Here is a 24,470-nt window from a genome sequence, read left to right as displayed (position 1 = left end):
TTTTCTAATTTAGAATATATAATTAGCGCTTCTTTTTTGTAGAAATAACTGTTTTGATGAGAGAATGCTAATCCAGAATTCTGCATCCGTTTTGAGAATCACTAGAGTTATGAGAAGAAAAGAAGGGATAAAGAATATAATTAGAAAATGAAAGAAAGGATTTATGTTAACCTATGGGAGAGAAGAAAAAGTTCACAGGCAAGATCGGCTTTATACTTACGGCAGCAGGTTCGGCAGTTGGTTTGGGAAATTTGTGGCGTTTTCCATATTTGGCGGCGAAGTATGGCGGAGGTACATTCTTGCTCACTTATCTGATATTGGCTGTGACATTTGGATTTACATTAATGCTGACTGAAATTACAATTGGTAGAAAAACAGGAGCCAGTGTTTTAAGAGCATTTGGCATATTAAATGAAAAGTATAAATTTATTGGATATCTGACTGCTATTGTACCAATTATAATTTTTCCTTATTATTGTGTAATTGGAGGATGGGTTGTTAAATATTTTACAGTATATTTGGCAAAAGAAAGCATGGCAGCAGCACAGGATACATACTTTGAGAGCTTTATCAGTCAGACGACACAACCTATTTTGTTTCTATCCATATTTTTAATTGCTACAGCTGGGATTGTTGTAGGAGGTGTGGAAAAGGGTATCGAGAAGTTCAATAAAATTTTAATGCCTATTTTGATTTTATTATCTATTTTTGTTGCAGGATACGGACTTACTGTACCGGGGTCTATGAGTGGTCTTATGTATTACATTACTCCGGATTTTCATAAAGTTTCATTTCAGTCAGTGGTAGCGGCTGCCGGACAGCTTTTTTATTCCTTGTCGCTTGCAATGGGTATAATGATAACCTATGGATCCTATATGAAAAAGGACGAGAAAATTGAAAGCTGCGTAAAGTATATTGAAATTTTTGATACCGGAATAGCGTTTATAGCAGGTCTGATTGTAGTACCAGCAGTATTTGCGTTTGCAGGTGGAGAGAAGGCGGCATCTACCTCAGGTCCTAGCTTAATGTTTGTTATGCTGCCTAAAATATTTGCTAATATGAAATTTGGAAGTGTAATTGGCGGAGCGTTTTTTATGCTGGTATTATTGGCGGCAATTACCTCTTCCATTTCATTAATGGAGACAATTGTATCTATGATAGAGGAAAAAGTTAGATGGAATCGTAAAATAATTTGTTTCATAGTTATTGTAATCGGTTTTGCTATGGCAATTCCATCTACTCTTGGCTTTGGAATTTGGTCAGAATTTAAAATTCTTAAATTCTCAATTCTTGATTTCTTTGATTTTATCAGTAATACAGTTCTTATGCCAATAACTGCACTATTGATGTGCCTCTTTGTCGGATATGTTTTAAAGCCGGAAGCTATTGCTGAAGAAATTAATAAATCAGAAGAATTTAAAAGAAAGAAGCTTTATAATATTGTTATTAAGTATATTGCACCAATATTTTTAATTATTATTTTAGCAACATCTATTTATAGCACCTTTCACTAATAAAATAAAAGCAGGATGTAAAAGAAGATCTCTTTTCATCCTGTTTTTTTGTTCAATAAATGATAGAATTAACCGATAAAAGAGAGATAGTTTATTTTCCTCAAAGCACAATTTACTTATTTATACATTAAAAAAGAAACAGATATGGAACAATCTGACCTGACAATGAGAAAATAAGAGTGGAATTAATATGACACAGTATCAGAATAGAGAAAAGTAAACAGAGAATGTAAAAAAATGACCATAAACTAGTACAAAAAAGAAAAGAATTATAAAATATTAACTAATATAATTATAAATATATATATAGAAGAAGTTATTTCAGGCAGTGTCAAGGATTAACGTTTGATGAACTGCTTTGGAGTACAGCCATATAGTTTTTTGAAAGTAGTAATAAAGGATTTAATATTGGGAAAACCGTTTTGAGCGGCACACTCAGTCAAGGTAGCATGTGTATCTAAAAGCTGTTGCGTAGCATGATGCACTCTGACAAAGTTTAAATAGGCATAATAATTAACGCCCACAGTTTCTTTGAAAAAGCGGGAAAAATAAGAGGGAGAGTATTTAAAATAGTTTGCAATTTCATTTAATGTAAGATTTTCGTGGTAATTAATTTCAATGTAATCAAGAAATTCAGTTACTTTCGCCAAATTCTTATGAAAAGGTTTGTGGTAAGGAGTATCTTTTTTAATACAACTTTTGGAAACAACAAGTAAAAGCTCACATAGCTGTTTCATTAAATACAAGGAATATTGAGAATCGATCTCGTGAGTATATATTTCTTCAGCTATTTTTTTAATCTGCTGTGTTACTTTCAAATTGTGCGGATTATAGAAAAACAGATCTTTACCAATCCAGGTTTCAATAAATGGAAGTGAGATCAGAATTGAGATACCGCAAAAATGATCAGAAAGATTAATATAGCGAGAGGAATGTAATTCACTGCTATTTACGATTAGCCAATCATCATCGGAAAAATCGAAATTATCACTTCCGACATTAATAATTAAGCGACCCTCAAAAGCAACAAAAATTTCAATACTGCGATGCCAATGTAAGGGAGCCCAAATGAATTTACCTTTTAGATCATGCTTATAAAGTTTAATCGGTAAGTGATTGTAAGTATCATTAAAAGACTCATATAAAGTTGCCATTTAATACCTCCAAATTAATATGAAAGTTAACATAGTAAATAATATTATAGCATTTTGCTAGTTTTAATGCTAGCATATTAACCCAAATCAAATATTGTAAGTAAATCACATGACATCGATAAATCTTGTAGGTCATAGTGTAAAGGAGTAAATCTTATGGAATGGAAAACGGCATGGAGCTATCTTCCGATTAACTATAATACCACGATTGGTACAGTGGAAGATATTACACAGAGAACATATTTTAATAATAATTTAAACGGTTCAAAAATAAAAATAAAATTTTCAAATTTATATTCACAAGACAAAATGATACTAAACAAGGTTGTAATTGGTCAAAAAAAGCCCGGTAACCAACAGATAGAAGATCTTATTGACATCACTTTTCAGGGAAATAAAGAGATTACACTTGGTGCAGGGGAGGAATTCTACAGCGATGAAATTGCTTGGAATATCAAGGCTCAAACTCAAATCGTAGTATCAATATACATTAAGGAAAAAACGAAAATACAATCTGCTTGCTCTACTTGGTCAGCAATAAGCTGGCATACTGCATATGGCATGAATGGTGATTATACCAAAGACCAGCATTTTGAGGAAAAGGAAAGCAGACAGATCTATCCTTTTGTCGAGGCAGATGCAAATAAATCAAATATTATTACTGGAATTTCCGAAATAAAGCTATTGACAGACGAAAGCGTTAAGACAGTAGCTCTCTTTGGTGATTCCATTACACATATGTCTTATTACAGTGATGCATTAATAGAGCGTGTCTATGCAAAGTTCTCAGGAAAAATAACCATTATTAACCGAGGAATTGGAGGCAACCGCATTTTACATGATGCAACCTACGTATCGGAACTACCGGGACATGGATCATTTTTTGGAAAAGCTGCAATAAAACGTTTTGAAGAGGATGTATATTCAAATGAATGTCCGGAAAGTGTATTCGTTTTAGAAGGAATCAATGATATGATGCACCCCTATCTTTTTGAGCACATGGATGAAGTTGTCAGTGTCAAAGATTTGCAGGAAGGGATTAAAGCTATGATTCAAATTGCTCATAATAGGGGCAGCAAGGTATATATTGGAACTGTGATGCCGTTTCGCCAAGATGGCCAGCAGTGGCTTGACGAAAGTGAGAAAGTAAGACTGTTATTCAATGAGTGGATTAGAAAACAGACACTATCTGATGGTGTTATAGATTTTGCAAAGCGAATGGAACAGGAAGATCAACCTGCATATATAAAAGAAGGGCTTCACATTGGTGATGGTCTGCATCCAAATCAGGAAGGAGGAATTGCAATGGCCGAAATAATACCAATGGAATGGATTTGGGAGGAGGAAAAATGAATATGATTCAACTAGTTTTTCCAGAGGGTAAAAGAAAAGCTTTTACTGTAAGCTATGACGATGGTGTAAAGCAGGATGAAAGACTGTTAAGGCTTATGAATCAATACAAAATTAAGGGAACCTTTAATTTGAATGCTGGATTGCTGGGAAAGAAAGAACATGCAATTATTGATGGTTTTGATACTGACGTTACCCGATTTAACAAGGAAGAAATTGCTGTTATGTATCAGGGGCAGGAAGTTGCGGCGCATGCACTGACACATAGTAAGCTGACCGATATTTCAGTGCAAACTGTCACTTATCAGATATTAGAGGACAGGAGAAGTTTAGAGGAGCTTGTTAACGGTTTTGTTTTGGGCTTTGCTTACCCTTTTGGACTTTATGATGACATAGTTATACAAAGTTTAAAAAGCTGCGGTATAGAATATGCAAGAACAGTAAACAGATTAGGCAGCTTTCAACTTCCGGATGATTTTTACAAGTGGCATCCAACCTGCCATCATAATGACAGTGATCTTTTACAGCTAGTAGAGAAATTTATAAGGCAAGATAAATTGTTTGGATCACCGCAGTTATTTTATTTGTGGGGTCATTCTTATGAATTTGACCAAAGGAATAACTGGGATGTCATAGAAAAAGTATTTGCATTTTTGAGTCAGTATCACGATGATATATGGATGGCTACAAACGGGGAAATATGCAACTACGTGAATCAATTTAAATTATTGAAATTCTCAACAAAAGGAGATTGGATACTGAATCCTACTGCATACAAAATATGGCTGTTGGCAGATAATTGCGTACATAGCATTCAGCCAGGACAAAAATTAATAATTAATTAAAAAGAAAGGATTAAGAAAATGGCACTATTACAAGTTAATTATTTTTCAGAGGCACTAAAGAAAATCACTACTTTTCACATATTTTTACCAAATGATGTACAACCAATTATGATTCAAGGAAATAAGCATTATGAGAGAGAAATTAAGACTCTCTATTTGTTACATGGCTTCTCGGGAGGAACGATTGATTGGATGCTAGGAAGCAGTGCTCAGGATATGGCAATCAAATATAATATTGCCATCGTTATGCCCTCAGGAGACAACAGCTTTTATTTAGATGCCAAAGCGACCGGAAAAGCATATGGGAGATTCGTCGGAGAAGAGTTAGTAAGCTATGTGTCAAAAACATTTGGACTCTCTGAAAAAAAGGAAGACCTATATATCGGAGGGCTTTCAATGGGAGGCTTTGGAGCAATTCATACAGGGTTTTTGTATCATGATACATTCCATAAGATATTTGCCTTATCGTCTGCTTTGATTATTCATAATATCAAGGATAAAACGAAAGAATATGAGGACATTATCGCAAATTACGAATATTATACGCTAACCTTTGGAGACTTGAGTAAGCTGGAACAAAGTGAGAACAATCCGGAATATTTAGTAAAGAAACTTAAGAAAGAGAATAAACAGTTGCCATCACTTTTTATGGCCTGTGGTACAGAGGATTTTCTTTTGCAGGAAAACAGGAGATTTCACAAATTTTTGGTAGATGAAAATGTAGACGTGGTATATCAGGAAAGCCCGGGTATTCATGACTGGAAGTTTTGGAATGAATATTTAGAGCCGGCTATAGTCTGGATGCTTGGAAATAAATAAAATTCATTGATTTGAAGTATTAAAATTATAATACTTAATTTAAAAAATGCTTTTATGAGTTTATCAACTCAAAGAAGTGTTTTTTTAAGTTTGCCCGCCACAGGCGGTTTTTTTATTTCATAGAAAAGACCTTGTTGTGATGCGGACTTGCCCGCTTTTGTTAGTAAAAGTCTCTAATATTCGTGGATAAAATAAAGTAAATTAAACGAGGAGAACATCTTAAAAAAATGACGAAAATTATGTCGTAAAGACTAAAAAAATAGACAAAATTAAGAATATATGTTAAAATAATATATACTCTTTTAGAATAATGTAACAAAAAAGGGGTTTGGCACAGTAAAATAATAGTAAAGGAGGGTAGTGAAATTTTTATGTAAAAAGGGAGTTATATAGTGTAAATGCAAAAATAAAGGTATCAAGAGAAGGGGAATAAATATGATAAAAATGGTTAAAATAGGTTCCATTATTATGGTCTTGTTGGCTACCTGTATGTTGAGTAAATCTGCAAATGCAGCTACAGCTACAAATCCATATATATGGGCAGATGTTCCAGATCAGGACGTAATTAGAGTAGGCAATGTATATTATATGTCAAGTACAACAATGCACATGAATCCAGGAGTACCAATTATGAAGTCCTATGATTTAGTAAACTGGGAAATTGTGAATTATGTATACGATACGCTGGAAAGTAATGACGCTCAAACATTGAGCAACGGAAAAAATGAATATGGAAAAGGTTCTTGGGCAAGCAGTTTAAGATATAATAATGGAACCTATTATGTTTGCTTTTCATCAAGTACAGCAGGAAGAACATACATATACCAGACGAAGGATATTGAAAATGGACCTTGGACAAGATCAGTAATTCAGGGAACCTATCATGATATGTCTTTGATGTTTGATAACGGCAGAGTATTTATGGTGCATGGAAACAGCAATATTAGCATTGTAGAGTTAACTGCTGATGCAACAGCAATTAAATCAGGCGGTCTGAACAAAACATTAATAACCAATGCGGGTTCTATTGCAGGCTCAGGAGGACTTGGTGCTGAAGGCTCACATTTTCAAAAAATTAACGGAAAATATTATTTATTTTTAATTTCATGGCCGTCAGGTGGAATGCGGACCGAGCTTTGCTACCGTTCAGACACGATAGACGGAACCTATACCGGGAAGGTGGTATTAAAAGATTCGGGAATTGCACAGGGTGGTATTGTGGATACTCCTAATGGAAAATGGTATGGAATGCTGTTTCAAGATAGTGGATCAGTGGGGAGAATTCCATATATTGTACCGGTAACATGGAGTGATGGCTGGCCGGTATTTGGCGCAAGCGGTAAGGTTCCTTCCTCAGTGGCCTTAGAGGCACAGGGAGATACCTCTAAGAAAATTTATGCGTCTGATGAATTCAATTCTACTGCATCAGATAGTGAACTCATGGAAAACGGTGGCTTTGAAAACTCAGCAGTTACACCATGGACCAATACAGGATCTGCTAAGATATCATTAAACAGTCAAGAGTATAGCAGCGGATCAAAAAGTTTATTGGTGCAAAATAGAAAAAATACAGGCGATGGACCTAAGCAAATTTTGACAGGTAAGGTAAAGGCTTTGGAAACTTACACCTTTAGTGCAAAGGTAAAATATACAACAGGACCTGATACCAAGCAGTTTAATCTTTGTATACAAAATGGAGCAAGCTATCAGGGAATTTCAATTCTTGGCTCAAGCACCATAACAAAAGGGCAGTGGGGAACCATTCAAGGTACTTATACGTTACCTGCGAATGCAGATCTGTCACAAAACTTTATTTTTGTGGAAACTAACTATGTTGCAAGTCCTAATCAAACGAACGATTTAATGGACTTTTATGTGGATGATATTTCGTTTAAAACCAGCACTGCTAAGCTTCCATTGGTATGGCAGTGGAATCATAATCCAGACAATGCGAATTGGTCGTTAACAGCAAAATCAGGATATTTAAGACTTACTACTGGAAAGGTGAGTTCAAGCATTCTGGATGCAAGAAATACATTAACACAAAGAACCTTTGGACCTACCTGTTCAGGAAATGTTGCAGTAGAAATCGGAGGAATGAAAGACGGAGATTATGCCGGTCTTTGTGCTTTCCAGAGTAAATATGGGCTTGTGGGTGTTAAAATGTCCGGAAACTCCAAATCCATTGTTATGGTCAATGCAAGCTCCGGTTCAGCAGTAGAGGTGGCCTCTGTTCCGGTTACGCAAAACAGAGTTTACTTTAAGCTTTACTGTGATTTTAAAAATAGAACCGATAAGGCATATTTCTATTACAGTCTTGACGGAACAAATTGGACTTCAATTGGAAATACCTTACAAATGTCCTATACCCTACCTCATTTCATGGGTTACCGATTTGCTTTATTCAATTACGCTACCAAATCAACTGGTGGTTACGTAGATTTTGACTATTTCAGAATACAGTAGAATAAAGAAAGCTTGAGCAGATATAGAAACAGAAGCTGTGAAAAACGAACATAATTAGTACGTTTTTTACAGCTTCTCTGTTTAATATAGCTGCTAAATTAGATGAGAATTTTGATTTGGCTTTTTAATTATTTTTATATTTCTAACTTCAACATCCTCAGGATTATTAGGATTCATATCTTTTTTGGCATCCGCAATAAAATCCTTCTGAGTACTCGTTCCTTTTTCTCTGTGATAATATTGTTCGCGTTGACCGAATATACATTTACAGCTCATAAACATAATATTATCTCCTTTCATAATAATTTTATATTTTTTATAATGCTATATAAATATTGATGGAAGATTAAATGCTACATACCTAATTCAATCGATACGTTTATGATTCTTTGCATTCATTGAAAACCGGCTTATTATCAACTAGTTCACAACATATTTCTAAATTCTTTTCATTTTTCAAATCAATTTTCTCCCAGGTTGTATAGTCGTTTCGCATGTTGTCTATTAAAGCGTTAATATCAATATAATCCGTGTTTCCAATGCTTAAGAATAAGCTTTTACGAAGCTCTATTGTTGTCGTTTGTTTTGGCATTAAAGGACAATTTAAGCTTGCAAAGGTATAATAATCGTTTATTTTGAAAGATAGTTCCAAATTGATATCTGTTTGATTTACTATCGATATTTCATTATCCTTTAGATTATCAACATGATTGGCTTCACTAAATTCCAAAACCTTGTCTTTCCTTACAATAGTATACTCAGCTTTGGGCAGCAAGTAATTGCTATTGATACAGATCTGACCGGCTATTGTCTTATACTTTGCAACAGAAATAACCTTGTTAAAATCCAATTCTATCTCGGCTTGACCTTGAACTGGAATATTAAGCTTATTGCTTTTTGTTATTGGAAATACAAAGTTATCCTGACTGTTAATTATTATTACATACATCAAATATTGATTAGATAATTCCTCAATATTATTGTTTCTTAATATTATTTTCATTAATATCGGTATCTACAGATTAATTGAAACCTGTAGATACCTGCCTCCTGATATTTAATTCTTTTTAATATTTTTGATTGGTTATTGTAAAGATAGGTGTATTACTTATAGGATCAAGAGTTACGTGAATATCAGCACTTTTTAAGCTGTTTGGAATTGGAATTGTTTTTAAAGCTGTCCAAGTCTGAACCTCAAAATTCTCACCTTTTACTTTACTTCCTACGGTTAAATAGAGGTTATTCTCAAGCTTAAAGGTTGACTTGTCAGTGTTTAACAAATTTTCCTTTGATTTACATACAGGATTATGATTCAGACACCAGATTGCTTTCAAACTTTTTACACTGGAATTATTTTCAATATAGCATAACTCATTAGATAATTTATTATCCTTAACAGGCTCACTTAATCTAATGTCAGCAGGGGTTTCGCCTATAATTTTAGATATTGATTGCAGAGGAATTACTTGCTCAGCCGTTACATATCTATCTGCTTCAATCATAGCAGAAATTGTATTATTGATTGTTGGCAAAGTTACAGACCCTCCAATCTGAGGAGTCACTGATTGCCAGGCACAAGATATAATATTTTCATCAGCCTCCGGCTTTAAATAAACGAGAACTCTGTTAGATTCTGCATTTAAAGAAATACCATCATTAAAAATTTTAAAATTCGTTTCCATAAAAATATCTCCTTTTCTATCTTTTATTCAAAATAGGTTATTTCACGCGTGAATGACATGAACAATATTGTAATATTAGTTATAGCCTTATAAGCTTGTATCATTCTGAATTTACGGTTAAATGCAATATACCGATTTAAAATTCATTATATGTCGTTGAAAATCTTTTCGGTTTATCGTTGGTGTGCCAGATTGTAAGAACTTTTATATTATGGGAAACTAATTTTAAAATTTATGATAAAGGGAGCGGTTCATATGCTTAAAATTACTGTCATTTCACAAGAAATATGTGTAAATGATAAATTAAAACAAACATTACAAGATGATAATATTGTTATAGATGAATATTGTAATAATTCAGTATTTTTGAGTAATGCACAGATAAGACAAAAATCGGATATTATCTTATGGGATATTGATTTTTATAATTATTATAGTGTAGTAATATCTAATATATATCAAAAACAAAATCACCCTTTTGTAATTATTTTACTCTTAAGCAGTAAAGATAAAAGAAAAGAATGGTTAAAGAAAAACAGTATTTTGTATATTACAATACCAATACAGGTAAACGAATTAGAAAATCTGATTCAAACACGATCAGTGAAAGAAAAGATAAACAGCAGCAAAAAAAAATTAACCTTTAACTCCAAAATTGCAGCATATAAAGAGGAAAAAATCTTCCTGATTGATCTATCTAATATATATTTCTTTTCTTCGGAGGAAGGGAAAACAATCATTATTACAAAAGAGGATGAAATTTTTACTTGTAATCATACTTTAAAATACTGGGATGATAGATTAACTGCAAATAATTTCTTCTTCAAATGTCATAGATGCTTTATTATTAATGTGAATTATATAGAACAAATAACACCTTGGTATAACAATACGTTGCAAGCTATTTTAATAAATTCCAAATTTACTATACCAATTAGCAGAAATTACATAAAAGATTTTAAAGAATTCATTGGAATGTAGAAAATAATATTATAAATGAGATATTTATCATAGACTATTTTCAGTAAATTATCTATTATAGTATTGAGTGGGGGAAAGTTTTTATTTTGAAAGAGGTGAATCTATGACATTACAACAATTAAGATATGCAATTATGATTGCAGACTGTGGCTCGATGAATGAGGCGGCTAAGAGGCTCTTTATTTCTCAGCCGAGTCTGTCAGGAACGATGAAAGAATTAGAAGCAGAAATCGGAATTGATATATTTTACCGTTCCAACCGTGGCATTGTAATTACGCCGGAAGGAGAGGAGTTCCTAGGCTATGCAAGACAGGTAGCCGATCAGTACCAGCTTTTAGAGAATAAATACATTGAGAAAAAGTCAAAGAAGAAATTCAGCGTTTCCATGCAGCATTATACCTTTGCAGTCAAAGCATTTGTAGAGGTGGTAAAAAAGGCAGGAATGGAAGAATACGAATTTGCGGTACATGAAACAAAAACCTATGAGGTTATTGAAAATGTTAAAAATTTCAAGAGTGAATTAGGAGTATTATATCTCAATGATTTTAATGAGCAGGTAATGAAGAAGATATTAAGAGAAAACAGTCTTGAATTTACAGAGTTGTTTCAATGTGACACGTATGTATATCTATGGGGAGAGCATCCATTGGCACAGCAGGAGCAAATTGCTATGAAAGAGCTTGAGGAGTATCCTTGCCTGGCATTTGAGCAAGGAAAAAACAATTCTTTTTATCTTTCAGAAGAAGTGCTGAGTACCTATGAATACAAGAGGATTATTAAGGCAGATGACAGAGCAACCATGCTTAATCTTATGGTTGGATTAAATGGATATACACTTTGCTGTGGAATAATTTGTGAGGAGCTAAACGGAGATGATTATAAGGCTGTGCCACTGTTAGAAAGTCAGAAAATGAGAATTGGTTATATAAAGAGAAAGAGATCGAATATAAGCAGCTTAGGTGAAATTTATATTGAAGAATTAAGAAAATACAGTAAATTTGTTCTATAAGATTTAAATTAAAAAATTTTAGGTATAGTTTTTACCTATACCCGATTATTAAATTTACGTATTAGTATATTCTAAAAAGGTTTGATATAATGTAACATATTAAAATGAAAAGGAGAAAACGATTATGCGTACAGTAAAAACGAGCAACAAAATGATGTGTTGTCTAAATAAATGCATGTGTTATATGATGCATCACCAAGTGCGCTTAAATCGGTTTTCTATATGAGATAGATATTCCCTATGACTACTTAATCTTAAATAGATAAGCAGAGAAAACAGGCGCAACGTATCAGCTGCCTGTTTTTTTTTATAGAATAGACAAAAAAGATTACTGAAGATGCGCACGAATGCAAGAGAAAAATGTCACTGCGTAACAGCATATGGCGCGAAAAGTACCTGCGGCCCTCATTAGTGAGGATTGATAGTTAAAGTGCCACAGGTACACTGTCGAAAAATAGTAGATGCAGGTTTTCCGATAAAATGATAAACTATACTCTATTATGATAGATAAGAAGGAGAAAAAGATGATACGAATTGAGAATGTAAGCAAAGCCTTTCAAACTTCAAAAGATAAAATTAAGGCTGTTTCACATATCAACCTGACAATTGAGGATGGAAGTATATTTGGAATTATCGGTTTGTCAGGGGCGGGAAAATCTACTCTGGTACGTTGTATCAATCTGTTAGAAAGGCCAACGAAAGGTAAAATTTTTCTAAACAATATTGAATTAACTGCTCTACCCCCCAAACAACTAAGAAAAGAAAGAGAAAAAATAGGCATGATTTTTCAGCAATTTAATTTGCTTGAACAAAGAAATGCAATAAGAAATGTCTGCTATCCTCTTGAAATAGCGGGAGTTTCCAAAAAGGAAGCTATGATAAAGGCTGAGAAGCTATTAAAGCTGGTCGGACTGGAGGATAGGATGAACAATTATCCGTCACAGCTCTCAGGAGGGCAAAAACAAAGAGTTGCCATTGCAAGAGCACTTGCGACTGACCCACAGGTATTGTTATGCGATGAAGCTACCAGTGCGCTGGATCCTAATACGACACGTTCTATTCTGGATTTGCTAAAGAGCATAAATGAAAGCATGGGAGTTACGATAGTAGTAATCACACATGAAATGAAAGTTGTAGAGCAAATATGTAATCAAGTTGCAGTTCTTGATCAGGGTTGTGTAGTTGAAACGGGTGAGGTAAAGGATATATTCCTGTCACCGAAATCTAGAATTGCACAGGAGCTGATTTTACCCAAAAATAAAGGCATCGCAAGTCTTCAGGGAAAAAGAATTGTTCGTCTTGCATTTGATGGGCAGTCCTCGTTTGAACCCGTTATTGCAAATCTTGTACTAAAATGTCAGACCATGGTCAATATATTAGGAGCCAGTACAGAAGATGTCGGCGGAAAGGCCTTTGGACAAATGTTATTGCAGCTTCCGGATGATGAGTTAGCGATTGCAAGAGTCAAAAACTACCTGGATTCAATTGGAATAAATTATGAGGAGAGTGATGTAAATGGAATTTAATCAGCTATTGCCATTACTTTTAGAGGGCATAAAAGAAACACTATATATGACAGTACTATCAACCGTTTTTTCATATTTACTTGGAATACCGGTCGGTGTGATTTTGTTCATCACTGATAAAAACGGAGTATGGGAATGTAAACCGATTAATATGATATTAGGTATCATTGTCAACTTAGCACGTTCCATTCCTTTTATCATATTACTGGTAGCGATTTTACCGTTTACAAAAGCAGTGGTCGGAACAACGATTGGTTCTAATGCAACCATTGTACCTTTAGTGGTGGCAGCCGCCCCGTTTATAGCAAGAATGGTTCAATCCTCCCTAAAGGAGGTAGATGCAGGTGTTATCGAAGCTGCGTTGGCGATGGGATCTAGTCCATTACAGATTATTTGGAACGTGCTTTTGCCGGAGGCAAGACCATCTTTAATGATTGGCTGTACCATTGCTATCACTACAATATTAGGTTATTCTGCGATGGCAGGCTTTGTCGGAGGCGGTGGACTTGGTGCCATAGCGGTTAATTATGGCTATTACCGTTACCAAACCAATATTATGTTTATTACGGTGGCTTTACTCGTTATTATTGTGCAAATCTTTCAGGAAATTGGAATGAAGCTTGCCAATAAGACCGATAAGAGAATAAAAAATTCATAAAGCAAGAAGGAGAGGAAAATTATGAAAAAAAGAATAACGTCTATCATTTTATTATTAGCGATTATCACAGTCACTTTTGGATTAGCAGGCTGCTCAAAAGCAGAGGGTAAGGAAAGTGATGACAAAACTATCGTTGTTGGAGCAGGAATTACACCTCATGCAGAGATATTAGAGCAAGTAAAAGATGTATTGGCACAGGAAGGTTATACTTTGGAAATTGTAGAATACAATGACTATGTATTGCCAAACACGGCTTTAAATGATGGAGAACTTGATGCAAATTATTTTCAGCATCAGCCATATCTGGATGATTTTAACCAAGAAAATAAAACCAATATGGTATCAGCGGCCTCCATTCATTTTGAACCATTTGGAATCTATGCAGGAAAAACAAGCAGTATTTCAGACTTGGCAGAGGGTGCAAAGGTAGCAATCCCGAATGATACATCAAATGAAGCAAGAGCCCTTTTATTATTAGAGGCGCAAGGATTGATTACACTTAAAAAAGATGCAGGACTGACAGCTACGGTACTTGACATTGAAGAGAATCCGCTTAATTTAGAAATAGAAGAAATAGAAGCAGCACAGATCGCTCGTGCATTGAGTGATGTGGACATTGCTTGTATCAATGGAAACTATGCCATTCAAGGCGGCTTAAGTGTATCTGATGCATTGGCGGTAGAAAGTGCAGACTCACTGGCAGCAAGCACCTATGCAAATATTCTTGCAGTCAATGCAGGACATGAAAACGATGAAAAGATTCAGGCACTTGTTAAGGCCTTACAAAGTGAGGAAGTACGTAAGTTTATCCAAGATAACTACGATGGAGCAGTTGTGCCTGTATTCTAAATTGATTATAATATGAGGGTATTCTTATGCTGGATTGCTTAAGAAGACCCTCATTCAAGCATAATCAATATAAATTGGAAAGGATGAATCAAATGAACAAAGAAGAAGCTTGGAACCTTTTAAACCAATATAATAAGGAAGAATTTCACTTAGAACATGCACAAGTTGTGGAACAGACCATGAAATATTTTGCACGTAAATTAGGTTATGAAAAAGAAGAAGAATTCTGGGGCATCGTAGGACTGTTACATGACTTGGATTTTGAACAGTATCCAAACGAGCATTGCATCAAGAGTCAAGAGCTTATGAGAGAGCATGGTGTAGAAGAAAGTATCATTCATGCAACCGCCAGTCATGGTTAAGTATTACTTTGGTCGGTAGCTTCTTCAAGGCTCTCTTTTTTTATTACTTTGAATCCATTATTTTGCAATAGCTCTGTAGCTTTTTGTATGTCAATTTTTTCTATTGCTTGTGCCACTTCTTCTTGGTTGCCAGCTCCCCACATTTCATGGAAATCATATAGAATATAATTGTTACTACTATATCCACCATCAGCTCTATTTCTCTTTTGAATAGATATAATTCCCATTTCTTCTAATTTCTTTAATGTAGTTTGTACCTTTTTTTGCTCATAAACTAATTTCAGATAGCTTGTTTAAGCTAGGAAAGCATTGATTTTTAGAATCTGCAAACTTCTTTAGTGCGATAAAAAGCATTTTTTCATAAGAAGTCTTTAATAAATCACTTTCTAAAAAGTCATGATATAACATTACAAAATGTCTTTGGTCGGTAGCTGTCTGAAATTTCTTTCTAGCCATTTACTACTACCTCCATTATTTTTCTTTTTTGTTTGCTGCTAAATCTTCTTTAATCAAACTCACTATATACTCTTGAAGCGTAGTATTGTTCATTGTTACATATAATTTTACTTTCTGGTGAAATTCAGGTTCTACTCTTAATACAATATTTTTTTTATTATCTGCCACAATATCTACTCCTAATATTTTTATAAGTATTATATCATCGACAACGCATTTGCATTTTTAAATAATTGCGTTATTAGTCAAATCTACTCTATCATGATAGATTGATTGAATGTAGTTCAAATGAATATAATTAAATGAATATAGTTATATAGTCTGTCGTACCATAGGCAATGGTCTGTCGTACCATAGGGAGAACATATATTCTTGTTGTAAATAGCATAAAATAAGTGCTTTGAGAAAAGTAATAAAGTAATATAAATTAATTAACAAAAATTATTGAAATTTATTTTTTGATAAGATAGATTGGATTACGCCCAAAATCTGATGATCTATGTCAATTCAGAAACAATTCTGAATAATGACCTTTTTTCTCTCCTTATATAGAGGAAAGTTATCCACAGTAACTGATAAAAACATTTTTCAATTACCTATTTATCATTTACTATTTGTTTTTTTTATAATCATGTAAACCGTACAACATGATTATTTAAAAAAACGAATGCAATAAAAATTAATAGTACTAATATTATAAAAATTATAATTTTTTTAATATTTATTTTCATACTTTCCCTCCTAAATAAAATATTAAATTATAGAAATCCATAAAATTGAAATTAATTATAACATAGACAACTATAAATGCAAACAACTAATTTTGTAAAATAATATTTTAGTCATCATAAGTGTTGCAGACCCTCGGAGAGCGTGACATTAGTTATGTATGACCCGATAGGGTCGTACATAACTAATATTGAGTTACTTTTGTACAAAAGTAACAAAACTTTAAGTTGAGAAAGAGGGCAATTTGTTGAATTGCATAATTAGAGTATACTCTACGGAGTTGTTAGTTTAGAAATATTAGATTCCACTTTTTATACTTTGAGTTTTTCCTGCTTTAGTACATTTATACCCAACTGTTATGGTATAAGTTTGCATGTTCCAATGGTTGTCTTGCCATGTAAGTCCCCATCCAAATGTACCAGAAGCTTTAAATTGTGCAGTTTTATTAGAATCATTGGTACTAGTGCTACCTTTCCAATTATCTACGTTCCATGCATTTAAAACACCATATTTCGCATAATCATAATCTACCATGTACGGAGTTGGTGTAGAAGAACCATTATAAGAGAAATATCCTTCCGCCCATACTTCTAATACAACATAACCTAATACATTATATGCTGAAGCTACTGACTTTACAGTTGAAGTATTTGACGAAGCTTTTTTATTAGCATTTATAGAATTTGCAGCACACATATTTGACATAACAGGCACATCTACAGTATTTACAGTATCATATACAAGAAAATCACCTGATGCAAAAAACACAATAGAAGTATCTTCATCAATATCAACAACTTCATCTACCTGAGCTTCAATATAAGTAATATCTTCTTCATTAACATTACTTGTATTACTTTTAAGTGAAGAAGTAATGTTTGCTGTTTTATTGGTTGAATTTAATAAATTTTTAAGACTGTCTTCCCTTTGTTCATATGGTGTATTAGTAATGATTTTTTCAATACTATTTTTCTTGTTTCTTGATAAAGTTGTAGTAGTTGTTGTAGCCATACTTGGTATAACTGGTAAGCTTATCATTATTACTGTTAAAAAAAATGATATAAATTTTTTCAATTTAATATCCTCCATTATTTATAAATTATTTATTTTGTTTTTTATTAAAAAATTATGTAATCCGCACAGCATAATTATTTATAAAAACAAATGCTACAAAAATTAATAGTACTAATATTATTAAAATTATAATTTTTTTAATATTTATTTTCATACTTTCCCTCCTAACATATTATTTTAAATAATTATAACTATATACTTAGCTGACTAATTTTGTCAACATATAAGTAATATTTATAATATAGTAAGCAATAGAAAAAAGTTAATAAAAAGAGCAATATAGGCTCTTTTTATTAATTAAAACTTTTCTATATCCCAAAAAGCTAAGTCCAATTGTATTGGATATAATCCAGACGCTAAAAGAATAGGTCATTTTAAATTTGCAAATTCTTCGGGTCTGATTAGTGGTATTACTTGCTCTGATCTACTCTCACTTATTAGACAACACTTTACTTTTCATTTTAGCAATGAATAATAAGCAAATTCCAAGCAACGTAACGAAAATCTATCGTAATTAAATAGTAAAATTTCAATAAAAGAACTGCAATATACATTTGCAGTTCTTTTAACCTATAAAGGAATTATTTAATTGATTCTATTTTTAAAAAGAGGGGGGGTGAATAAAAAGAGAATTAATTAATGTATATTACTAACTAATAAGGCTAAATTATTAGCAATGGCTTATATATTAGCAATATACAATATAATAGTCATAAATCATAATTTTGTCAAGGAGGTATTAAAAATTATGATTAACTATGACCCTTTTTGGCAGACCTTGAAAAATAAAAACGTAACAACATATGCCTTGATTAATAAGTTTAATATCAGCAATGGCACGCTTTATCGTATGAGAAAAGGATTACCTATCACAACAAATACAATAGATCAATTTTGTAAAATTTTGAATTGCAGCGTAGAAGATATAATTTTATATATTGACGATAGTAACTTTCTTCTTTAAATAAAAGACAAAAGAAAGGTAAAAACATAAGTTGTCTTAAATGGCTTAGAGATGAAGTAAGTTGCAGCCAATATCATGACCACACGTTTGACGTGTGGTTTTTTGAGCTTACACGCTTTGCTTATTCAGCCAAGATAAAACCATAAAAATAACCATCAACATGATTCGTTGATGGTCTATGTATATTATTCTTTATCGTTTTCATACATATTGTGCCTTACTAAATTAGTAAAGTGAATGTCCATTTTTGTATAGGAATTGTATAAGCTATTAATAAGATAAGCGCTCTTGTTTTTAATAATCTCCGTTTGGTTAGAAATTTCTGATTGCACATATTGAATATGCGAATAATTAAGCTTTAATAATCTGCTTTTTACAACTTCAATAGGCTTGTCCTCTTTGTTTATTCTAATAGTTTTAGCATTACTATTTAATATCTCTAGTATCAACTCTAAAATAGCATTAAAAGAATTTTTTTCATATGGATAATTATTTATTAATACTTCAAAATCAAAATATCATCTATCATTTTTCTTGTAAACGTAATATATCATCGTCCATAAAAAAGAAGAATTGCGTAAATATGCTTTTCTTAGTATAATCATTGCATATATGTATAAATGTAAATGATGGAGTGAACAATGAGCACATTAAATATTACAATAGAACAGATGAAATTGTTACAAGAGGAATATCAGTTAATTGATATGAGAGACAGCATTGCCTATTCTCATGGCTTTATACCGGGTGCTGTCAATATAAAACAGGATGAATTGTTAGAATCTGATAAGTTATCTAAGGATAAGAAATTAATTCTTTATTGTATGAAAGGTATCATCAGTAGTGACGCCGCTAAGGAGCTTTCAAAAAGGGGTTATGATGCTTATAATCTGGAGGGCGGTTATGGTAAATGGCTGCTTGAGAGCTTCAAGGAGGACAAACGCTGCGAGGAAATAGAAAAGAGTATCCAAAAGAAATTTCACAAGGACATCATGAGTAAATTTACCAAAGCGGTGAGGGAATATGAGCTTGTAAAAGAGGGAGATAAAATTGCGGTCTGTATATCAGGCGGTAAGGATTCTATGCTGATGGCTAAATTATTTCAGGAGCTTAAGCGCTACAACAAATTTTCTTTCGAGGTAGAGTTCTTGGTCATGGATCCTGGTTATAATGAAACTAACAGACAGGTGATTGAAAAAAATGCCAAGCTTTTGAATATACCAATTACTATTTTTGAAACAAATATTTTTGAAGCAGTGTATGAAATTGAAAAATCTCCCTGCTATTTATGCGCCAGAATGAGAAGAGGACATCTTTATAGCAAGGCAAAGGAGCTTGGATGTAATAAGATTGCACTGGGACATCACTATGATGATGTCATAGAAACGATATTAATGGGAATGTTGTATGGAGCACAGATTCAAACCATGATGCCAAAGCTTCACAGTACGAATTTTGAGGGTATGGAGCTGATACGTCCTATGTATCTGATTCGTGAGGAGGACATTAAGTGTTGGAGAGATTATAATGATTTGTATTTCATCCAATGTGCCTGTCGCTTTACCGATACATGTACGACCTGTCGTGACGATCAAAGCTCGGTTTCAAAACGAATAGAGATCAAGAATTTGATTGCAAACCTAAAAAAATTCAATCCTTATATTGAGAGCAATATATTCAGAAGCGTAGAAAATGTAAACTTGAGTACGGTTATCGCCTATAAAGAACATGGAGAAAAACATCATTTTTTGGAAAACTATGACAAAAGTTTTTTACAGGATGAAAATGATTAACAAGTCACATAACCTTTTACTTACTTTTATCATAATATAGATTTTGAATAAAAGTATGGTGAGATTCAATGTATCTTGTCAAATTAATAATCATTATATTTGCCTCCACAGCGGATAGTTTTATCATAGGCTTTAATTATGGTTTAAAAAAGATAAGAATTAATAATATATCTAATCTTTATATAGCTTTAGTTACCTGCATAGGAACATTTTTATCCATGCAATTTGGAAGATTAATCAATTCATTTCTTTCTACACATCAGTCTGATATGATAGGTGGAGCTGTACTGATCGGTCTTGCTGTTTATATGTTAAAAAGTACTTTTTTTCCCCAAAAAGGAAAAATACAGGATTTGACAGAGAATCCTGCAATTGTAGATACAGACCACTCAAGTGTAATCGAATTAAGAGAATCTTTAGTAATTGGAATCCTGCTCTGTATTAATAATATTGGTATGGGAGTTGGTGCAGGAATTACAGGAATGCCAAGCTTTTTGACCTCATTTTTATGCGCAGTTGCAAGCTTTATATTTATCCGGGGGGGGAGTGTTTTGGGAAATTTAATCCACACCGGCAAAATATCCAAATATCTTGAAGTGATATCAGCTTTGCTTGTGCTTTGCTTGGGAATTTTAGGTTTTTGCAGTTAATTCTATTAAATCAGCCAAAGATAGCAATACAGGCGTAATAGCCGTTGACAACTTCATGGCAGTATTATATAATTTGAAAATAGCGATGACGAAGAGAAGTAGTGCAAATTATCGTTTCCAGTGAGTGAGGGATAGTGAGAACTTCATAAAGTGAATTTGCGTGAATAACACTTTAACAGCTGCAAGCCAAACATTAGGATTCAATTTTGTTGAATTACAAGATTGAATTTTCAGATTAGTAGGTAAGCCGCAGACTGTGCGAGAAACAGCAGGTTTTTTGTAAGAACCAATGAGTGACTGTTTATCAGTAAATCAGGTGGTACCGCGGACATTTAACTGTTCGTCCTGAACGTTTCGTTTTGGATGAACAGTTTTTTTATTTCATAGGAAGGATCTTGTTTTGGTAACGTATAAAGTATTAGTTCCTATGAAATAAAAATACAATGCACACGAATGTAAGTGGAAAAAGTCACTGCGTGACAGCATTCGGCGCTGGAAAATACCTGCGCTCCTTAACAATGAGGAGCCTGGGAGCAGAAGTGCCGCAGGCACTTTATAATAATAGGAAATATTCATTAACTTGGAGGAGAATTTATGAACACGTCAAATATTTACCGTAACAAGACAATGGACCATATTAGTGAGAGTGATATCAAACAGACATTAAAAATTGCAGGCTGGGTTGAAAATATCAGAGATCACGGCGGTGTTTCGTTTATTGATTTAAGAGATATGTACGGTGTGATGCAGGTAGTTATGCGTGATACCGACTTATTGGAAGGAATCAACAAAGAAGATTGTATCTCAATCGAAGGAATGATTCAGCTTCGTGACGAGGAGACTTTTAATCCGAAGATTCCTACGGGGACGATAGAATTAGAAGCACATACAGTGAATGTATTGGGAAAGGTTTATAAGCAGCTTCCATTTGAAATCATGACATCAAAGGAAATTCGTGAAGACTTACGCTTAAAGCATCGGTACTTAGACCTTCGTAATAAAAAGGTGAAAGACAATATTATTTTCCGTTCTCAAGTAATCAGTTTCTTGAGACAAAAGATGACAGAGATGGGATTTTTAGAAATTCAGACTCCGATTCTTTGCGCATCCTCACCGGAAGGTGCCAGAGATTATATAGTACCATCTCGTAAATTCAAGGGGAAATTCTATGCACTTCCACAGGCGCCACAGCAATATAAGCAGCTTTTAATGGTGTCAGGCTTTGATAAATACTTTCAGATCGCACCTTGTTTTCGTGATGAGGATGCAAGAGCAGACCGTTCTCCTGGAGAATTTTATCAATTGGACTTTGAGATGAGTTTTGCAACACAAGAAGATGTATTTCACACTGGAGAAGAAGTACTAACTGCTGCCTTTGAGAAATTCGCTCCCGAAGGCTATGAAGTAACTAACGCGCCATATCCGGTCATCAGTTACAAGCAAGCAATGCTAGAATTCGGATCGGACAAGCCTGATTTACGAAATCCGCTGAGAATTGTGGATGCAACTGACTTCTTCCAAAGATGTACCTTTAAGCCATTTCACGGAAAAACAATACGTGCCATTAAGGTACATGCAGAAATGTCTAAGGGCTTTCATGAAAAGCTTCTTAAATTTGCAACCTCAATCGGAATGGGAGGTCTTGGATATTTGGAAGTGCTCGAGGATAAGACTTACAAAGGACCAATTGATAAATTTATCCCTGATGATATGAAAAATCAAATCGCCGAGATTGCAGGACTAGAAGCAGGAGATACCATTTTCTTTATTGCAGATAAAGAAGAGCGTGCAGCACTTTATGCCGGACAGCTTCGTACCGAGCTTGGAAATCGCTTAGATTTATTAGAAAAGAAAGCATATCGTTTCTGCTTCGTAAATGATTTCCCGATGTTTGAGTATGACAAGGAAGCAAAGCAGATAATATTTACGCACAATCCATTCTCCATGCCACAAGGAGGTTTAGAGGCCCTTAATACAAAGGATCCACAAGATATACTTGCTTATCAGTACGATATTGTATGCAACGGTGTGGAATTATCCTCTGGTGCAGTAAGAAATCACAATCTTGATATTATGGTTAGGGCTTTTGAAATTGCAGGCTATACAGAAGAGGACTTAAAGCAGAAGTTTGGAGCACTATATAATGCATTCCAATATGGAGCACCACCACATGCTGGAATGGCACCCGGTGTAGACCGAATGATTATGCTTTTAAGAAATGAAGAAAATATTCGTGAAGTTATTCCATTCCCAATGAATGGTAATGCTCAGGATTTAATGTGCCAAGCTCCAAATGAAGTTTCAGAAATGCAGCTTCGTGAGGTTCACATTAAAATAAGACAGTAATAATATAGGCAATACAGTAAAAGGTAACGATGTAAGAATCGTTATCTTTTTTTATAAAATAGGATATTTAAAAGCTGACTGCTTTAATTGACATGAGAGTGAAATTTAAACAATTGCAAGATAAAAGACATTAAAATATAATTACAAGAGGTAACAAGTACAAGCCTTTTTGCGTATTCTAAGCTGGGGTGAATATCTTTGAATAAAAAAATAAATGCTGTATTTGAAGGGGGAGGAATCCGTGGAATCGGGCATGTTGGTGCAGCTTGTGTATTTGAGCAAAAGGGCTATGAATTTATCAACTTGGCCGGTTCTTCAGCCGGTGCCATTGTAGCATCATTACTTGCAGCAGGTTATCAATGTGAAGAAATAAAAAAGGAAATGAGTACACTAAATTATCTGAAATTCAAGCAAGAATCATTCCTTACTCGTTTTGGAACGGTTGGAAAAGTTATCAGTGTACTACAAAATTACGGAATGTATAGCTCTGACTATTTTGAAAAATGGCTCAACGACTTACTAAGGAAAAAAAATAAAGTATTTTTTGGCGATATTAAAAATTACAGATATCCATGTGGGAATGTACCTTATACCTTACAAATCACGGCATCTGATTTAACGGATAAAAGGCTTTTGATTTTACCAAATGATTTGCCTGACTTTTGTATTGACCCAGATACCTTTAGCATAGCAAAAGCTGTGCGAATGAGTATGAACATACCTATTTTCTATAAACCTTACAAACTAAGAGATTGCAATGGTAAGGAGCATTATATTGTAGATGGTGGGTTACTTAGTAATTATCCCATCTGGTTATTTGACCATGTACAATCAAACTGCCAATGTTCGACGGTAGGCTTTAAGTTTGTGAACCAGAACAAGAATGTAGAGGAAAGAAAAATGAATCAGACTAACATGAATATTGTAGATTATGTTATGTCCTTGGTAGCAACAGCTTTGAATGCAAAGGATAAGCAGTATATATCTAGTTCAAAGGGTGATTTTCAAAGAACCGTAACCATACCAACTGACATAACGATAAATAGGAGAACAAAAAATATAAGTGCTACAGATTTTGGAATTAGTAAGGAAGAAAGCGAAGCATTATTTTATAATGGTGTGAAAGCTGCAAACCAATTTTTAAATATATGGAATTATGACCAGTGGAAGAGAAGCTATCAAAAACCAATCCAGCAAGGAAATTTAATATATATGAAAAAATAGATAGTAGAGATTCAACCTA

General features: G+C 33.6%; 24 protein-coding genes and 1 pseudogene. 16 read left to right on the top strand and 9 right to left on the bottom strand.

Annotated elements, in window-relative coordinates; all coding sequences use genetic code 11:
- The first annotated feature begins 173 nt into the window (after window positions 1-173).
- Window positions 174-1,514: a sodium-dependent transporter gene (locus C8E03_RS16840; protein ID WP_094378362.1), complete on the top strand. Its 1,341-nt coding sequence runs from the start codon at window positions 174-176 to the stop codon at window positions 1,512-1,514.
- 338 nt (window positions 1,515-1,852) lie between these two features.
- Here the strand turns inward: C8E03_RS16840 and C8E03_RS16835 are convergent, their stop codons facing one another.
- The gene (locus C8E03_RS16835) at window positions 1,853-2,668 is read right to left on the bottom strand and encodes an AraC family transcriptional regulator (protein ID WP_094378361.1); all 816 of its coding nucleotides are present in this window, start codon (window positions 2,666-2,668) and stop codon (window positions 1,853-1,855) included.
- A gap of 156 nt (window positions 2,669-2,824) precedes the next feature.
- On the opposite strand from C8E03_RS16835, the gene C8E03_RS16830 reads away from it, so the two are divergent.
- The 4 genes from C8E03_RS16830 (at window position 2,825) to C8E03_RS16815 (ending at window position 8,148) form a co-directional block, all read left to right on the top strand.
- Window positions 2,825-4,021 carry a GDSL-type esterase/lipase family protein gene (locus C8E03_RS16830; protein WP_110291666.1) on the top strand — a complete coding sequence of 399 codons (1,197 nt, stop codon included), beginning with the start codon at window positions 2,825-2,827 and terminating at the stop codon, window positions 4,019-4,021.
- A 2-nt stretch (window positions 4,022-4,023) separates the two neighbouring features.
- Complete coding sequence (locus tag C8E03_RS16825; RefSeq protein WP_110291697.1) at window positions 4,024-4,863, top strand: polysaccharide deacetylase family protein; 840 nt, start codon at window positions 4,024-4,026, stop codon at window positions 4,861-4,863.
- An 18-nt stretch (window positions 4,864-4,881) separates the two neighbouring features.
- The gene (locus C8E03_RS16820; RefSeq protein ID WP_110291665.1) at window positions 4,882-5,682 is read left to right on the top strand and encodes an alpha/beta hydrolase; all 801 of its coding nucleotides are present in this window, start codon (window positions 4,882-4,884) and stop codon (window positions 5,680-5,682) included.
- A 435-nt stretch (window positions 5,683-6,117) separates the two neighbouring features.
- The gene (locus C8E03_RS16815; RefSeq protein WP_110291664.1) at window positions 6,118-8,148 is read left to right on the top strand and encodes a beta-xylosidase family glycoside hydrolase; all 2,031 of its coding nucleotides are present in this window, start codon (window positions 6,118-6,120) and stop codon (window positions 8,146-8,148) included.
- Between the two features lie 93 nt (window positions 8,149-8,241).
- On the opposite strand, the gene C8E03_RS16810 is transcribed toward C8E03_RS16815, so the two are convergent.
- The 3 genes from C8E03_RS16810 to C8E03_RS16800 all read right to left on the bottom strand — a co-directional run bounded on the left by C8E03_RS16810 (window position 8,242) and on the right by C8E03_RS16800 (window position 9,830).
- Window positions 8,242-8,424 (bottom strand): hypothetical protein, encoded by a 183-nt coding sequence (locus tag C8E03_RS16810; RefSeq protein WP_146212340.1) that lies wholly within the window; start codon window positions 8,422-8,424, stop codon window positions 8,242-8,244.
- 103 nt (window positions 8,425-8,527) lie between these two features.
- On the bottom strand, window positions 8,528-9,151 hold the full coding sequence (locus C8E03_RS16805) for a hypothetical protein (RefSeq protein WP_110291662.1): 624 nt from the start codon (window positions 9,149-9,151) through the stop codon (window positions 8,528-8,530).
- 64 nt (window positions 9,152-9,215) lie between these two features.
- Window positions 9,216-9,830 (bottom strand): hypothetical protein, encoded by a 615-nt coding sequence (locus C8E03_RS16800; RefSeq protein WP_110291661.1) that lies wholly within the window; start codon window positions 9,828-9,830, stop codon window positions 9,216-9,218.
- Window positions 9,831-10,085: 255 nt separating this feature from the next.
- Between C8E03_RS16800 and C8E03_RS16795 the strand changes: the two genes are divergently transcribed.
- The 6 genes from C8E03_RS16795 (at window position 10,086) to C8E03_RS16770 (ending at window position 15,215) form a co-directional block, all read left to right on the top strand.
- Window positions 10,086-10,811 carry a LytR/AlgR family response regulator transcription factor gene (locus C8E03_RS16795; RefSeq protein ID WP_170123039.1) on the top strand — a complete coding sequence of 242 codons (726 nt, stop codon included), beginning with the start codon at window positions 10,086-10,088 and terminating at the stop codon, window positions 10,809-10,811.
- A 103-nt stretch (window positions 10,812-10,914) separates the two neighbouring features.
- On the top strand, window positions 10,915-11,820 hold the full coding sequence (locus C8E03_RS16790) for a LysR family transcriptional regulator (protein WP_110291659.1): 906 nt from the start codon (window positions 10,915-10,917) through the stop codon (window positions 11,818-11,820).
- Between the two features lie 524 nt (window positions 11,821-12,344).
- A complete protein-coding gene (locus C8E03_RS16785) occupies window positions 12,345-13,346 on the top strand; it encodes a methionine ABC transporter ATP-binding protein (protein WP_110291658.1) in 1,002 nt (333 codons plus the stop codon).
- On the top strand, window positions 13,336-14,004 hold the full coding sequence (locus tag C8E03_RS16780; RefSeq protein ID WP_094378355.1) for a methionine ABC transporter permease: 669 nt from the start codon (window positions 13,336-13,338) through the stop codon (window positions 14,002-14,004). Before C8E03_RS16785 ends, C8E03_RS16780 begins: the two co-directional genes overlap by 11 nt.
- A gap of 21 nt (window positions 14,005-14,025) precedes the next feature.
- Entirely contained in the window at window positions 14,026-14,853 is an 828-nt protein-coding gene (locus C8E03_RS16775; protein WP_110291657.1) for a MetQ/NlpA family ABC transporter substrate-binding protein, read from the top strand.
- A 92-nt stretch (window positions 14,854-14,945) separates the two neighbouring features.
- On the top strand, window positions 14,946-15,215 hold the full coding sequence (locus C8E03_RS16770) for a hypothetical protein (protein WP_330410852.1): 270 nt from the start codon (window positions 14,946-14,948) through the stop codon (window positions 15,213-15,215).
- On the opposite strand, the gene C8E03_RS16765 is transcribed toward C8E03_RS16770, so the two are convergent.
- The 4 genes from C8E03_RS16765 to C8E03_RS16755 all read right to left on the bottom strand — a co-directional run bounded on the left by C8E03_RS16765 (window position 15,212) and on the right by C8E03_RS16755 (window position 17,474).
- Complete coding sequence (locus C8E03_RS16765; protein WP_094378353.1) at window positions 15,212-15,442, bottom strand: hypothetical protein; 231 nt, start codon at window positions 15,440-15,442, stop codon at window positions 15,212-15,214. The genes C8E03_RS16770 and C8E03_RS16765 overlap by 4 nt on opposite strands.
- Window positions 15,443-15,482: 40 nt before the next feature.
- The gene (locus C8E03_RS16760; RefSeq protein WP_110291656.1) at window positions 15,483-15,671 is read right to left on the bottom strand and encodes a helix-turn-helix domain-containing protein; all 189 of its coding nucleotides are present in this window, start codon (window positions 15,669-15,671) and stop codon (window positions 15,483-15,485) included.
- A 15-nt stretch (window positions 15,672-15,686) separates the two neighbouring features.
- Complete coding sequence (locus tag C8E03_RS22060; protein WP_170123038.1) at window positions 15,687-15,839, bottom strand: hypothetical protein; 153 nt, start codon at window positions 15,837-15,839, stop codon at window positions 15,687-15,689.
- An 858-nt stretch (window positions 15,840-16,697) separates the two neighbouring features.
- Complete coding sequence (locus tag C8E03_RS16755; protein WP_110291655.1) at window positions 16,698-17,474, bottom strand: hypothetical protein; 777 nt, start codon at window positions 17,472-17,474, stop codon at window positions 16,698-16,700.
- A 748-nt stretch (window positions 17,475-18,222) separates the two neighbouring features.
- Here C8E03_RS16755 and C8E03_RS16750 point away from each other — a divergent pair.
- The gene (locus tag C8E03_RS16750) at window positions 18,223-18,438 is read left to right on the top strand and encodes a helix-turn-helix domain-containing protein (RefSeq protein ID WP_201798248.1); all 216 of its coding nucleotides are present in this window, start codon (window positions 18,223-18,225) and stop codon (window positions 18,436-18,438) included.
- Between the two features lie 185 nt (window positions 18,439-18,623).
- On the opposite strand, the pseudogene C8E03_RS22970 reads toward C8E03_RS16750, so the two are convergent.
- Window positions 18,624-18,938, bottom strand: a pseudogene (locus C8E03_RS22970) (DUF6017 domain-containing protein); the annotation flags it as partial.
- 141 nt (window positions 18,939-19,079) lie between these two features.
- On the opposite strand from C8E03_RS22970, the gene C8E03_RS16745 reads away from it, so the two are divergent.
- The 4 genes from C8E03_RS16745 (at window position 19,080) to C8E03_RS16730 (ending at window position 24,451) form a co-directional block, all read left to right on the top strand.
- Entirely contained in the window at window positions 19,080-20,231 is a 1,152-nt protein-coding gene (locus C8E03_RS16745) for an ATP-binding protein (protein WP_094378262.1), read from the top strand.
- A 68-nt stretch (window positions 20,232-20,299) separates the two neighbouring features.
- Window positions 20,300-20,881, top strand: a complete 582-nt coding sequence (locus tag C8E03_RS16740; RefSeq protein WP_094378263.1) for a manganese efflux pump — start codon at window positions 20,300-20,302, stop codon at window positions 20,879-20,881.
- Window positions 20,882-21,475: 594 nt separating this feature from the next.
- Window positions 21,476-23,227, top strand: coding sequence for an aspartate--tRNA ligase (gene aspS / locus C8E03_RS16735; protein ID WP_110291654.1), 1,752 nt, complete (start codon window positions 21,476-21,478; stop codon window positions 23,225-23,227).
- A 198-nt stretch (window positions 23,228-23,425) separates the two neighbouring features.
- On the top strand, window positions 23,426-24,451 hold the full coding sequence (locus C8E03_RS16730) for a patatin-like phospholipase family protein (protein WP_170123037.1): 1,026 nt from the start codon (window positions 23,426-23,428) through the stop codon (window positions 24,449-24,451).
- Window positions 24,452-24,470 lie beyond the last annotated feature (19 nt).

Source organism: Lachnotalea glycerini, assembly GCF_003201285.1.
Classification (GTDB): domain Bacteria; phylum Bacillota; class Clostridia; order Lachnospirales; family Lachnospiraceae; genus Lachnotalea; species Lachnotalea glycerini.
The sequence above is the reverse complement of the archived record's forward strand: the minus strand, read 5'-3'. Positions and strand labels throughout refer to the sequence as shown.